General features: G+C 72.6%; 10 protein-coding genes. 5 read left to right on the top strand and 5 right to left on the bottom strand.

Going from position 1 to position 13,083, the window contains the following annotated elements:
* The first annotated feature begins 105 nt into the window (after positions 1-105).
* The 4 genes from GSY65_RS26420 to GSY65_RS26405 are packed head-to-tail and all read left to right on the top strand — an operon-like array spanning position 106 to position 5,240.
* Positions 106-1,596, top strand: coding sequence for an ABC transporter substrate-binding protein (locus GSY65_RS26420; RefSeq protein WP_159773327.1), 1,491 nt, complete (start codon positions 106-108; stop codon positions 1,594-1,596).
* The gene (locus tag GSY65_RS26415; protein WP_236580063.1) at positions 1,593-3,431 is read left to right on the top strand and encodes an ABC transporter permease subunit; all 1,839 of its coding nucleotides are present in this window, start codon (positions 1,593-1,595) and stop codon (positions 3,429-3,431) included. Before GSY65_RS26420 ends, GSY65_RS26415 begins: the two co-directional genes overlap by 4 nt.
* The gene (locus tag GSY65_RS26410) at positions 3,424-4,560 is read left to right on the top strand and encodes an ABC transporter ATP-binding protein (protein ID WP_159773325.1); all 1,137 of its coding nucleotides are present in this window, start codon (positions 3,424-3,426) and stop codon (positions 4,558-4,560) included. Before GSY65_RS26415 ends, GSY65_RS26410 begins: the two co-directional genes overlap by 8 nt.
* A complete protein-coding gene (locus GSY65_RS26405; protein WP_159773323.1) occupies positions 4,557-5,240 on the top strand; it encodes an ATP-binding cassette domain-containing protein in 684 nt (227 codons plus the stop codon). Before GSY65_RS26410 ends, GSY65_RS26405 begins: the two co-directional genes overlap by 4 nt.
* Here the strand turns inward: GSY65_RS26405 and GSY65_RS26400 are convergent, their stop codons facing one another.
* Positions 5,241-5,822, bottom strand: coding sequence for a TetR/AcrR family transcriptional regulator (locus GSY65_RS26400; RefSeq protein WP_159773321.1), 582 nt, complete (start codon positions 5,820-5,822; stop codon positions 5,241-5,243).
* A 111-nt stretch (positions 5,823-5,933) separates the two neighbouring features.
* Here GSY65_RS26400 and GSY65_RS26395 point away from each other — a divergent pair, with 111 nt between their 5' ends.
* Positions 5,934-7,544, top strand: a complete 1,611-nt coding sequence (locus tag GSY65_RS26395) for an MFS transporter (protein WP_159773319.1) — start codon at positions 5,934-5,936, stop codon at positions 7,542-7,544.
* A 35-nt stretch (positions 7,545-7,579) separates the two neighbouring features.
* Here GSY65_RS26395 and serA read toward each other — a convergent pair whose 3' ends face one another.
* The 4 genes from serA to GSY65_RS26375 form a co-directional block, all read right to left on the bottom strand.
* On the bottom strand, positions 7,580-9,169 hold the full coding sequence (gene serA / locus GSY65_RS26390; protein ID WP_159773317.1) for a phosphoglycerate dehydrogenase: 1,590 nt from the start codon (positions 9,167-9,169) through the stop codon (positions 7,580-7,582).
* A gap of 228 nt (positions 9,170-9,397) precedes the next feature.
* The gene (gene ilvC / locus GSY65_RS26385; RefSeq protein WP_159773315.1) at positions 9,398-10,399 is read right to left on the bottom strand and encodes a ketol-acid reductoisomerase; all 1,002 of its coding nucleotides are present in this window, start codon (positions 10,397-10,399) and stop codon (positions 9,398-9,400) included.
* Between the two features lie 170 nt (positions 10,400-10,569).
* Positions 10,570-11,097, bottom strand: coding sequence for an acetolactate synthase small subunit (gene ilvN / locus GSY65_RS26380; RefSeq protein ID WP_159773313.1), 528 nt, complete (start codon positions 11,095-11,097; stop codon positions 10,570-10,572).
* Positions 11,098-11,122: 25 nt separating this feature from the next.
* Positions 11,123-12,976, bottom strand: coding sequence for an acetolactate synthase large subunit (locus tag GSY65_RS26375; RefSeq protein ID WP_159773311.1), 1,854 nt, complete (start codon positions 12,974-12,976; stop codon positions 11,123-11,125).
* Positions 12,977-13,083 lie beyond the last annotated feature (107 nt).

Below are 13,083 nucleotides of genomic sequence, written 5' to 3'. Positions count from 1 at the left end.
AGCGGCCACGGCGATGGCGCGAAACCAGGCTTCTGAAAACGATTATCATCGTGCTACGGTCATGGCGCGTTCAACCTTTGACCACGCCTTTACTCGGAGTGTCCCGTGCGCGTCCCCGTCCGTCTTGTCCCCCTGACCGCGGTCACCGCGGCCACCGCCCTGCTCACGGGCTGCTTCTCGTCGACGGGGGCCGACGGGGCCGCCGGTGGCGAGGGCAGGCGGATCCGGGTCGCGCACATGCTGCCGCCCCGCTCGGGCCTGTCGCCGCTGTCCGACGACGCGTTCAAGCTGTCGCGCTGGTCGACCGCCGAAACCCTGGTGAAGCTGGACCCGGAGGGCGACGCCCGACCCGCGCTCGCCACCGAGTGGAAGCGGTCGGGCAGGCGCTGGACGTTCACGATCAGAAAGGACGTGACCTTCCACGACGGCACGAAGCTCACCGGCGACGCGGTCGTCAACTCCCTCACCCGCGCGGCCACCGCCTCCCCCAAGCCCCGCATCCTCGACGGCGTGGAGCTGACCGCGAAGGCCGACGGTGACACCGTCACCGTCACCACCGCCGTGGAGGACCCGCTGGTCCCCCAGCGCCTCAGCTCGCCCCAGCTGTCGATCCTCGCGCCGAAGGCGTACCGGGGGAAGACGGTGAACCCGGTCGGCGCGGGCACCGGCCCCTTCGAACTGACCAAGGTCAACGGCACGTCCTCCGCCGCGCTCGACCGCTACGACGGCTACTGGGGAGGCAGGGCCAAGGCACCCGGCATCGACGTGACGTTCGTACCGGACGGCACCGCCCGCGCCGCCGCCCTGCGCACCGGCGAGGCCGACATCGTCGAGGCGATCCCCGTCTCGCAGGCCGCCGTGCTCGACCAGGACCTGATCACCGAGGTCCCCATGCCGCGCACCAACACCCTCTACCTGAACACCGAGAAGGGCGTCTTCAAGGACGCCTCGCTGCGCGCCGCCGCCCGCGAGGCCATCGACGCCGAGTCGATCGTCGAGGGGGTCTACGAGGGACGCGCCGACGTCGCCGAGGGGCTGCTCGGGCCCGCGCTGCCCTGGGCCGCCGACCTGCGGTCGACGGTGCGCCGTGCCGAGCCCGGCGACCCGGCCGGCCGGTCGATCACCATCGGCACCTTCACCGACCGCGCCGAACTGCCCGAGGTCGCCGCCACGCTGCAACAGCAGCTCCAGAAGGCCGGGTTCAAGGTGAAGCTCGACGTGCGCGAGTACGCCACCATCGAATCCGACGCGCTGGCGGGCGAGTTCGACGCGTTCGTCCTCTCCCGGGCGACCGTCCTCGACTCCGGGGACCCGGCCGCCTACCTCTACAGCGACTTCGCCTCCGACGGCTCCTTCAACATCGCCCAACTGGCCGACGACACGGTCGACGCCGCCGTGCGGAAGGCGTCCGACACCGCCGCCGGCGACGCCCGCCGCAAGGCCCTCATCGAGGCCGAGACCGCCGTCCTGCGCACCGACGCCGCCGTGCCGATGCTCCACGAGCGCGTCATCCAGGGCGACGCGGCCGGTGTCGTGGGCGCGGCCCACGACCCGCGCGAACGCGAGCTGGTCACCACCGCCACCTACGTCAAGTGAGGCAAGCCGTAGGGAAGTCGGTCGGCCCCGCGGGGCCGACCCGCTTCCTGTGCCTGCTCGCCGTCCTGGCCGCCGTGGGCCTGCTGCCCTGGTTCTCCGGCCGGGACCCGGCGCTGACCGTGCTGCGGGCCCGGTCCGCCGAACAGGAGGCGACGCCCGAGGCGCTGGCCGCGATCCGCGAGGACCTGGGCCTGGGCGCCGGCCCCCTGTCCCTGCTGGGCCGTTGGGCGTCCGGGCTGCTGCGCGGCGACCTCGGCACGTCCTGGGTGTCCGGCACCGAGGTGCTCCCCTCGGTGGTCTCCGGCCTCCAGGTCTCCCTCGGCCTCATGGGCGCCGCCTTCGCCGTCGCCGTGCTGCTGGCCTGCGCACTCGTCGCCCCGGTGCTCGTACGGGGCCGGGGGACGGCCGGCGCGTTCGCCGCGATGCTCGCCGCCGTCCCCGAGTTCCTGCTGGCCACGGTGGCGCTGCTGGTGTGCGGGGTGTGGCTGGGCCTGCTGCCGACCTCCGGCTGGGCGGGCCCCGCGTACCTGGTCCTGCCCGCGGTCGCCCTCGGCGTCCCGGCGGGCGGTCTGCTCGGCCGGCTGGTCGCGGACGCGCTGCCCGCCGTGCTCGACGAACGCTGGGTGGAGCTGTGGCGGGGCGCGGGCGTCGGCCGGGCACGGGTCGCGGCGGCGGCGCTCCGGCGCGTCCTGCCGCCCCTGGTGCCCCAGTTCGGCATGGCCGCCGTCGGGCTGACCGGCTCCGCGGTGGCCGTGGAGACGGTGTTCGCGGTGCCCGGCATCGGCCGCACGGCCCTCGGCGCGGCCAAGTCCCAGGACCTCCCCCTCCTCCAGGGATCGGTCCTCGCGCTCCTCGCGCTGGGCCTGGTCGCCGGTGCCCTGGCCGCCCTCGTCCGGCGCCGGCTCCTCGGCCCCGCCCTGCGCGACGCGGGCCTCACCCTCCCGGCCGCCCGCCCGTTCCGCACCCGTCCGGCGCTGCCGCTGACCCTCGCGGTGCTCCTAGGGGTCACGATCGGCTGGGGGCTGCTGCGCGACCCGTACGCCGTGGACACCACCGCCCGGCTGCTGCCGCCGTCCTGGGCGCACCCGCTCGGCACGGACGGGCTCGGCCGTGACGTCCTGGCCCGCCTCGGCCACGGCGCCGCCACCACCGTCGGCACGGCGGCGGCGGTCTGCGCCCTGAGCCTGCTCGCGGCCCTCGCGCTCGGTTTCCTGCCCCGTGTGGCCGAGGGCGCGTCGGACATCGCCAACGCGCTGCCCCCGGTGATCGCCGGCATCCTGGTCGCCGCCGCGGCGGGCCCCGGCACGCGGGGCGCGGCCCTCGCCGTGGCCCTGATCTCCTGGCCCCCGCTGGCCGCGCACGCGGCGGCCCTGGTCCAGGAGGTGCGGGCGTCCACGTTCCTCACCGCCCAACGCGCGATCGGCGCGAGCCCGTGGTGGATCCTCACCCGGCACGTCCTGCCCTCGGTGGCCGCCCCGGTCACCCGGCACGCCGTCCTCCGCCTCCCCGGCATCGCCCTCGCCCTCGCCTCGCTGGGCTTCCTCGGTCTGGGCGCCCAGCCGCCCACCCCCGAATGGGGCCTGCTGCTCGACGAGTCCCGCGCCTACGTCGAACGCGCCCCGTGGGCGGCCCTCGCCCCGGCGGTCGCGCTGGCCCTGCTGGCGGGCCTCGCGGTCTCCGGCTCGGCGGCCACGCGGGGGCGGACGCGACGGAACGGGAGCGCGAGGGCCGGCCGGCCCCGGACGGACGACAAGGACCGGCCCCGGCACCCGAAGGCCCCCGCCGGCGGCCGGGACGGCGACGACGAGACCCTGGCGGGAGCCCCACATGCCTGACGCACCCCTCGCACCCCGCACACCCCCCTCGGCCTCCCCGCCGCCCTCGCCCCGCGCCCCGGCCGCGCCCGGCGCCCTGCTGTCGGTGCGTGATCTGAGGGTCGCCTTCGGCGCCCTGGAGGTCGTCCGCGGGCTTTCCTTCGACGTCCGTCCCCGCGAGGTGCTCGCCCTGGTCGGCGAGTCCGGCGCGGGCAAGTCCCTCACCGCGCGGGCCCTGCTGGGCATGCTTCCGCGGGGCACGACGACGAGCGGGAGCGTCCGGCTGCGGGACGCGCCGGGGTCGTACGCCGAACTCGTGGGCGCCACCCGCCCCGCCCTGGCCGCCCTGCGGGGCCGCCGGATCGCCCTCGTGCCCCAGGACGCCCTGTCCGCCCTGTCCCCCGTGCACCCCGTCGGCGACCAACTCGCCGCGGCCGTAAGGTCGGTGGACGGGGTCTCCCGCTCGCAGGCCAGGGCCAGGGCGGTCGCCGCCCTCGACCGGGTGGGCATCCCCGACGCCGCGCGCAGGGCGCGGGCCTACCCCCACGAGTACTCCGGCGGGATGCGGCAGCGGGCGGTGATCGCCATGGCGACGATCAACGAACCGGACGTCGTGGTCGCCGACGAGCCCACCACCGCGCTCGACGCGGACCTGCGGGACCAGGTGCTGCGGGTCCTCGGTGAGCAGCGCGAGGCGGTCGGCGCCGCGCTCGTCCTGGTCACGCACGACCTGGGTGTGGTCCGCGGCCACACCGACCGCGTCCTGGTCATGTACGCGGGCCGCCAGGTCGAACAGGGCCCGACACGCCGGGTGCTGGACCGCCCGCGCGCCCCGTACACGGCGGGACTGCTGGCGTCGCTGCCGCCGGCGGACAGCGAGGACGGCGAGGACGGACCCGCCGGCGGTGCTCCGCGGCCCGGCGGCTCAGGCCGGCGCCGCCGGCTGCCCGCCCTCCCCGGCACCCCGCCCGTGCCCGACGCGCTGCCGCCCGGCTGCGCGTTCGCGCCCCGCTGCCCGCTCGCCGAGGACCGCTGCCGCCGCGAGGAACCCGGCCCGTGGACGGTCGGCGACGGCCACGAGGTCTCCTGCCACCGCTGGGACGACGTGCCGTACCCGGCGACCGAGTTGTTCCTGGAGCGGCCCGCGTGAACCAGCACACCGCCCTGCTCGACGTGCGCGACCTGGTCGTCCGCTACGGCGCGGTCACCGCCGTCGACCATGTCTCCTTCACCGTGGACGCGGGCGAGACCCTCGCCCTGAACGGCCCCTCCGGCTGCGGCAAGTCCTCCACGGTGGCCGCCGTGCTCCAGCTGCGCCGCCCCGAGAACGGCTCGGTCCGCTTCGAGGGCCGGGAGCTGACGACGCTGAGCGAGCGCGAACTGCGGCCGCTGCGGCCCCGGATGCAGCCGGTCTTCCAGGACCCGTACGGCTCGCTCAGTCCCCGTCACCGGATCCGGGACGCGGTCGCGGAACCCCTGCGCGTCCAGGGCCGCTGGGACGCGGCCGGCCCCGCGCGGGTCGCCGCGCTCCTCGACCGTGTCGGCCTCGACCCGGCCTACGGCGACCGCTTCCCGCACGAGCTGTCCGGCGGCCAGTGCCAGCGCGCCGGGATAGCCCGCGCCCTGGCCTCCGAGCCCCGTCTGCTCGTCCTCGACGAACCGGTCTCCGCCCTCGACCCGTCCGTCCGGGCCGGCGTCCTCAACCTCCTCGCCGACCTCCAGGACGACCTGGGGCTCGCCTATCTGTTCATCTGTCACGATCGCGCAGTCGTACGGCACTTCGCGGACCGGGCGGTCGAGATGCGCGGGGGCCGGCTGGTGCCGGCGTAGTCACTCCCCCCGTGCCGCCGCGATGATCCGCAGCAGTCCCTCGGCGAGTTCGTCGGCCTCGGGGGCGCTCGGCGGGTCGAAGGTCCACTGCGCGATCAGGCCCGTCATCAGCGTCACCAGGAGCTTTCCGAGGGTGTCGACGTCCTTGTCCGTGACGTCCTCCTCCCGGCCGCCCATGAGCATCGGGATCAGGCCGCGCCCCGCCTCGCGCTGCGCCAGCGCCAGGTGGTCGCGCACCTCGGGCAGCTGATCACCCATGACGATGATCTCCATGCTGAGCCGCCAGACCGAGCCGGGCTCCCGCATGGTGTCGATGACGTTCGCCCACACCTCGCGGAACCGCTCGATCGAACCGGGCGCGCCGCTCAGCGCGCGTTCCCCCTCGTCGAAGTCCACCGAGACGTCGCCGACCAGGGACACGTACGCCTGTGCGAGCAACGCGTCCTTCGAGCCGTAGTGGTAGCCGATCGACGCCAGGTTCGTCCCCGACTCCTTGACGATGTCGCGTGCCGTCGTCCGCACGAAGCCCTTGGCGAGCAGGCAGCGCCTGGCGCCTTCCAGCAGATCCTCACGGTGTCCCATGCGCCTCAGCCTAGCCGCGTCTCCATACACCTGTCCCATACGAGCGTGTTGCACGATTGTTTTAAACGCTCGTACTAGACGCACGTATAAAACATTCGTACAGTCCCTCCCATGACGACGAATCCCCGGATCTCCCCGGCCCCGCCCCAGCGGGCCGGCCGCCGTGAATGGACCGCTCTCTGCGTCCTGATGCTGCCGCTGATGCTGGTGTCGATGGACGTGTCGGTGCTGTACTTCGCGATCCCGGCGATCAGCGCCGACCTGGAGCCGAGCGGCACCCAGCAGCTGTGGATCTTCGACATCTACGCGTTCGTGCTGGCCGGACTGCTGATGACGATGGGCTCCCTGGGCGACCGCATCGGCCGCCGGCGGCTCCTGCTGATCGGCGCGGCGGCGTTCGGCGCCGCCTCCGTGGTCGCCGCGTACGCCGACAGCGCCGAGACCCTGATCGCGGCACGCGCCGTCCTCGGCATCGGCGGCGCCACCCTGATGCCGTCGACGATGGCACTGACCCGCACGATGTTCACCGACCCCGGCCAGCGGGCCACGGCGATCGGCATCTGGTCCGGTGTGATGACGGCGGGCGTCGCGCTCGGGTCGGTGCTGAGCGGCGTCCTGGTCGAGTTCTTCTGGTGGGGCTCGGTCTTCCTGGTCAACCTGCCCGCGATGGCCCTGCTCCTGCTGCTCGGCCCGGTGCTCCTGCCCGAGTGGAAGGACCCCCGGCCCGGCCGCTTCGACCTGCTGAGCGTCCCGCTGTCGCTGGCGGCGGTCCTGCCGGTCGTCTACGGCCTCAAGGAGATCCCCTCGGAGGGCTGGAACGTCCGCCACGAGGTCAGCCTGACCGTCGGCCTGCTCTTCGCCGTCCTCTTCGTGCACCGCCAGCGCACGACGCCGTACCCGATGATCTCCCCCGCCCTGTTCCGCGGCCCCGGCTTCACCCCGGCGGTCGCCCTCAACCTCCTCGCGGCCTTCGGCATGATGGGCTCGGCGTACTTCACCACCCAGTACCTGCAGTCCGTCCTCGGCAAGAGCGCGCTGGAGGCCGCGCTGTGGGGGCTGCTGCCCTCCCTGCTCATCGGGGTCGCCGCGCCGGTCGCCACCCGACTCGTGCAGCGGGGCGTGAACCGGGCGTACGTGGTGGCGGCGGGCTTCACGACCGCCGCCTGTGGCTACGGCCTCCTCGCCGCCGCCGGACCGGACGCCCTGTGGCTGGTGCTGGCCGGGGCCGGGGTGCTCGCCGCCGGCATCGTGACGGTGATGTCGCAGATGACCGACCTGGCCCTCGGCGCCGCCCCCGTGGAACGCGCCGGATCCGCCTCGTCCCTCCTCGAGACCGGGCAGGAGTTCGGTGGGGCCCTCGGCATGGCCGTCCTCGGTTCCATCGGCACCGCCGTCTACCGCCACGAGATCACCGCGTCGGCGCCCGCTGCGGCCCGCGAGACCCTCGGGGGCGCGCTCGCCGTCGCCGGGCAGCTCCCCGGTGCCGCCGGCGAGACCCTGGCGACCGCCGCCCGCGCCGCCTTCACCAGCGGTATGCAGGGCGCGGCGGTCGCGGGAGCCGCCGTCCTGCTGGGGGCCGCCGCGGTGGCCGCGATCACCCTGCGCGGCGTCCGGGCGAGGGAGCACGAGCCGGTCCCCACCCCCGCCGGGGAAGGTCCCGCGAGCGAAGGGGACGACGACCGCGGCACCGGGCGGCACCCCGTCGGACCCGTCCGGACATGAGAAGGGCCGGGGCCCGGCCGCACACCGCGAAGGACTCAGACGAGGTTCACCGAACGCGCCGAGGTCGCGCCGATCTCCTCGGCCACCTCGGCGAGCACTCCCTGGGACACCGTGTCGTCGACGGTGAGCACCGCGAGGGCCTCACCACCGGCGGCGGACCGGGCGACCTGCATACCGGCGATGTTGATGCCGTGCTCGCCGAAGATCCGGCCGACCGTGCCGACGACGCCGGGACGGTCCCCGTAGCGCAGGACGACCATGTGGTCCGCGAGCGCGAGGTCCACGTCGTACTCGCCGACGGCCACGATCTTCTGGTGGTGCTTCGGCCCGGCCAGGGTGCCGGACACCGAGACCTCCTCGCCGCTGCCGAGCGTGCCCCGCACGGTGACGACGTTGCGGTGGTCCGGCGACTCCGAGCTGGTCGTCAGCCGCACCTCGACGCCCCGCTCCTGCGCGAACAGCGGCGCGTTCACGTACGACACGGTCTCGTCGACGACGTCCTCGAAGACACCCTTCAGCGCGGACAGCTCCAGCACCTTCACGTCGTGCTGGGTGATCTCGCCGTACACCTCGACGTCGAGGCGGACCGCGACCTCACCGGCCAGCGCGGTGAAGATGCGGCCGAGGCGCTCGGCGAGCGGCAGACCCGGCTTGACGTCCTCGGCGATGACACCGCCCTGCACGTTCACCGCGTCCGGGACCAGCTCACCGGCGAGGGCGAGCCGCACGGAGCGGGCGACGGCGATACCGGCCTTCTCCTGCGCCTCGTCGGTGGAGGCACCGAGGTGCGGGGTGCAGACGACCTGGTCCAGCTCGAACAGCGGGGAGTCGGTGCACGGCTCCTTGGCGTACACGTCGAGGCCGGCACCGGCGACGCGGCCCTCCTTGAGCGCCGAGTACAGCGCGGCCTCGTCGACGATCCCACCGCGCGCGGCGTTCACGATGCGCACCGACGGCTTGACCTTGTGCAGCGCCTCGGCGCCGATCAGGCCGACCGTCTCGGGGGTCTTCGGCAGGTGGACGGTGATGAAGTCGGAGACCTCCAGCAGCTCGTCCAGCGACAGGACCTTCACGCCCATCTGCGCGGCGCGCGCGGGCTGCACGTACGGGTCGTAGGCGACGACCTTCATGCCGAAGGCGGACATGCGCTGCGCGACGAGCGCGCCGATACGGCCGAGGCCGACCACACCGAGGGTCTTCTCGGCCAGCTCCACGCCCGTGTACTTGCTGCGCTTCCACTCGCCGTTCTTCAGCGCCGTGTTCGCCTGCGGGATGTGGCGGGCGGTGGCGAGGAGGAGACCGCAGGCCAGCTCGGCGGCGGTCACGATGTTCGAGGTGGGGGCATTGACGACCATCACGCCGGCCTTGGTGGCGGCGGAGACGTCCACGTTGTCCAGGCCGACACCGGCTCGCGCGACGACCTTCAGCTTCCTGGCGGCGGCGATCGCCTCGGCGTCGACCTTGGTGGCCGAGCGGATGAGGATGGCGTCGACGTCGGCGATGGCCGGGAGCAGTTCGGCTCGGTCCGCCCCGTTGGCGTGCCGGATCTCGAAGTCCGGGCCCAACGCGTCGACGGTGGCGGGCGACAGCTCTTCAGCGATCAGTACGACTGGTTTCGAGCTCACGTGAGTCCTCACAAGTCCAATGCTGCGGACGGCCGTCCCGACGGCCGCAGGCGGTGGAGGGTGGTGTCCGCGTGGAAGACGCACGACGCTGTGGGCCTGACGCGTATGTAGTCCAGCAGTGTAGTGGCGCCGAGGGCGTCGTCCCACGCCACTGCGGAAAGGTCACCCGGACGTGAGAAGAGGCCGGCCGCGGCTCCGGGTGAACCCGCCGCGGCCGGCCTCTCCGAATCAGGCCTCTTCGTCGTTGACCCAGCTCATCAGCTTGCGCAGCTCCTTGCCGGTGGTCTCCAGCAGGTGCTCCGAGTCCTGGGTCTTGTACTCGTTGTACTTCTTCAGACCGCCGTGGTACTCGTCCATCCAGGCCTGGGCGAAGGTGCCGTCCTGGATCTCGGCGAGGACCTTCTTCATCTCGGCCTTGGTGGCGTCCGTGATGATCCGCGGGCCGGTGACGTAGTCGCCCCACTCGGCGGTCTCGGAGATCGACCAGCGCATCTTCTCCAGGCCGCCCTCGTACATGAGGTCCACGATCAGCTTCAGCTCGTGCAGGCACTCGAAGTACGCGATCTCCGGCTGGTAGCCGGCCTCGGTCAGCGTCTCGAAGCCCGCCTTGACCAGCGCCGCGGTGCCACCGCAGAGGACGGCCTGCTCACCGAACAGGTCGGTCTCGGTCTCCTCGGTGAAGGTGGTCTTGATGACGCCGGCGCGGGTGCCGCCGATGCCCTTGGCGTAGGACAGGGCGAGCGCGAAGGCGTTGCCGGTGGCGTCCTGCTCGACGGCGGCGATGCAGGGAACGCCGCGGCCCTCCTCGTACTGGCGGCGGACCAGGTGGCCCGGGCCCTTCGGGGCGACCATGCAGACGTCCACGCCGGCCGGGGGCTTGATGAAGCCGAAGCGGATGTTGAAGCCGTGGCCGAAGAACAGGGCGTCGCCGTCGTTGAGGTTCGGGGCGATGTGCTCCTCGTAGACCTGGGCCTGGATCGGGTCCGGGACCAGGATCATGATGACGTCGGCCTCGGCGGCGGCCTCCGACGGGGTCACGACGCGCAGACCCTGCTCCTCCGCCTTCGCCTTGGACTTCGAGCCCTCGTGCAGACCGACGCGGACGTCGACACCCGAGTCGCGCAGCGACAGCGCGTGGGCGTGGCCCTGGCTGCCGTAGCCGATGACCGCGACCTTGCGGCCCTGGATGATGGACAGGTCGGCGTCAGCGTCGTAGAACAGCTCGGCCACTTTGGGTTCTCTCCTTGAGTGCAGGTGTTGCGTCCCACCGTATGACGGCGGAGGGAAGGGAAGTCTCGGGGTCTCGGCATACGGGCGGACGGCGTGTCACCGGCCGCCCGAGCCGTCGGTCAGGCAGTCGTCCACCAGGCGTACGGCGCCTGGCGGGGGGTTGGAACCCGTCAGGCGGAGCGGTCCAGGGCGCGCAGCGACCGGTCGGTGATCGAGCGGGCGCCGCGGCCGATCGCGATGGTGCCGGACTGGACCAGCTCCTTGATGCCGAACGGCTCCAGCATCTTCAGCATCGCGGACAGCTTGTCGGTGGACCCGGTGGCCTCGATGGTGACGGCCTCCGGGGAGACGTCGACGGTCTTGGCGCGGAACAGCTGGACGATCTCGACGATCTGGGAGCGCGTCTCGTTGTCGGCGCGCACCTTCACCAGAACGAGTTCGCGCTGGACGGCGGAGGACGGCTCCAGCTCGACGATCTTCAGCACGTTGACGAGCTTGTTGAGCTGCTTGGTCACCTGCTCCAGCGGCAGCTCCTCGATCACGTTCACCACGATGGTGATGCGGGAGATCTCGGGGTGCTCGGTGACGCCGACCGCGAGCGAGTCGATGTTGAAGCCGCGGCGGGAGAACAGGGCGGCGATCCGGGCCAGGATGCCGGGGGTGTTCTCCACCAGGACGGAGAGCGTGTGCTTGGACATGGTCTGCTTCCTTTACCTACGGCTCTCAGTCGTCTTCGTTGTCGCCGAAGTCGGGGCGGACGTCCCGGGCGGCCATGATCTCGTCGTTGGAGGTGCCGGCGGCGACCATCGGCCACACCATCGCGTCCTCGTGGACGATGAAGTCGACGACGACCGGGCGGTCGTTGATCGAGTTCGCCTCCTCGATGACCTTGTCGAGGTCGTCCGGGGACTCGCAGCGGATGGCGTAGCAGCCCATGGCCTCCGACAGCTTCACGAAGTCGGGGACGCGGGTGCCGCGGGCGTTCGGGTTGACGTCGTCCGGGCCGGAGTGGAGCACCGTGTTGGAGTAGCGCTGGTTGTAGAACAGCGTCTGCCACTGGCGGACCATGCCGAGGGCGCCGTTGTTGATGACCGCGACCTTGATCGGGATGCCGTTCAGGGCGCAGGTGGTGAGCTCCTGGTTGGTCATCTGGAAGCAGCCGTCGCCGTCGATCGCCCAGACGGTGCGGTCGGGGGCGCCGGCCTTGGCGCCCATGGCCGCCGGGACCGCGTAGCCCATCGTTCCGGCGCCGCCGGAGTTCAGCCACGTGGCCGGCTTCTCGTACTGGATGAAGTGGGCGGCCCACATCTGGTGCTGGCCGACACCCGCCGCGAAGATCGTGCCCTCGGGGGCGAGCCGGCCGATGCGCTCGATGACCTGCTGCGGGGAGAGCGAGCCGTCGGCGGGCTGGTCGTAGCCCAGCGGGTAGGTCTCGCGCCAGCGGTCGAGGTCCTTCCACCAGGCGCTGTAGTCGCCCTGGTTGCCCTCGCTGTGCTCCCTCTGCACGGCCTGGATCAGGTCGGCGATGACCTCGCGGGCGTCACCGACGATCGGCACGTCGGCGGCGCGGTTCTTGCCGATCTCGGCCGGGTCGATGTCCGCGTGGACGATCTTGGCGTGCGGGGCGAAGCTGTCCAGCTTGCCGGTGACGCGGTCGTCGAAGCGGGCGCCGAGGGCGACGATCAGGTCGGCCTTCTGCAGTCCGGTGACGGCGGCCACGGAGCCGTGCATGCCGGGCATGCCCAGGTGCTGCGGGTGGCTGTCGGGGAACGCGCCGAGCGCCATCAGCGTGGTGGTGACGGGCGCGCCGGTCAGCTCGGCGAGCACCTTCAGCTCGGCGGTCGCGCCGGCCTTGATGACACCGCCGCCGACGTACAGGACGGGCCGCTTCGCGGCGGTGATCAGCTTGGCGGCCTCACGGATCTGCTTGGCGTGCGGCTTGGTCACGGGGCGGTAGCCGGGGAGGTCGGTCGCGGGCGGCCAGCTGAAGGTCGTACGGGCCTGGAGGGCGTCCTTGGCGATGTCGACCAGGACCGGGCCGGGACGGCCGGTGGAGGCGATGTGGAAGGCCTGCGCGATGGTGCGCGGGATGTCCTCCGCCTTGGTGACGAGGAAGTTGTGCTTGGTGATCGGCATGGTGATGCCGACGATGTCCGCCTCCTGGAAGGCGTCCGTACCGATCGCCTTGGACGCGACCTGGCCGGTGATCGCGACCATCGGCACCGAGTCCATGTGGGCGTCGGCGATCGGGGTCACCAGGTTGGTGGCGCCGGGGCCCGAGGTGGCCATGCAGACACCGACCCTGCCGGTGGCCTGGGCGTAACCGGTCGCGGCGTGGCCTGCGCCCTGTTCGTGGCGCACCAGCACGTGCCGCACACGGGTCGAGTCCATCAGCGGGTCGTACGCCGGGAGGATCGCGCCGCCGGGAATGCCGAACACAGTGTCGGCCCCGACCTCCTCGAGAGAGCGGATGAGGGACTGCGCGCCCGTGACGTGTTCGACGGGGGCGGTCTGTCCTCCGGATCGGGGCCGCGGCTGCGGATGGTGGGCCCCGGAGGCCTGCTCGGTCATCGGCATTCTCTTCTCGATGCTGAGGGTTTTTTGCGAAGTTCGTGCGGTGTGCGGCTTGCGCTGACTGGTGCCCGTGCAACAAAAAACCCCTCCTTGCCACGAGGCAAGCGAGG

The organism is Streptomyces sp. HM190 (assembly GCF_009857135.1).
Classification (GTDB): domain Bacteria; phylum Actinomycetota; class Actinomycetes; order Streptomycetales; family Streptomycetaceae; genus Streptomyces; species Streptomyces heilongjiangensis.
This window is presented reverse-complemented; position numbering and strand designations above follow the sequence as displayed.

Bases quoted from the DNA above. Each gene is read 5' to 3' on its own strand.
- ilvN (WP_159773313.1), bottom strand. From the start codon at position 11,097: ATGTCCAAGCACACGCTCTCCGTCCTGGTGGAGAACACCCCCGGCATC.
- GSY65_RS26395 (WP_159773319.1), top strand. From the start codon at position 5,934: ATGACGACGAATCCCCGGATCTCCCCGGCCCCGCCCCAGCGGGCCGGC.
- GSY65_RS26375 (WP_159773311.1), bottom strand. From the start codon at position 12,976: ATGCCGATGACCGAGCAGGCCTCCGGGGCCCACCATCCGCAGCCGCGG.
- GSY65_RS26400 (WP_159773321.1), bottom strand. From the start codon at position 5,822: ATGGGACACCGTGAGGATCTGCTGGAAGGCGCCAGGCGCTGCCTGCTC.
- GSY65_RS26410 (WP_159773325.1), top strand. From the start codon at position 3,424: ATGCCTGACGCACCCCTCGCACCCCGCACACCCCCCTCGGCCTCCCCG.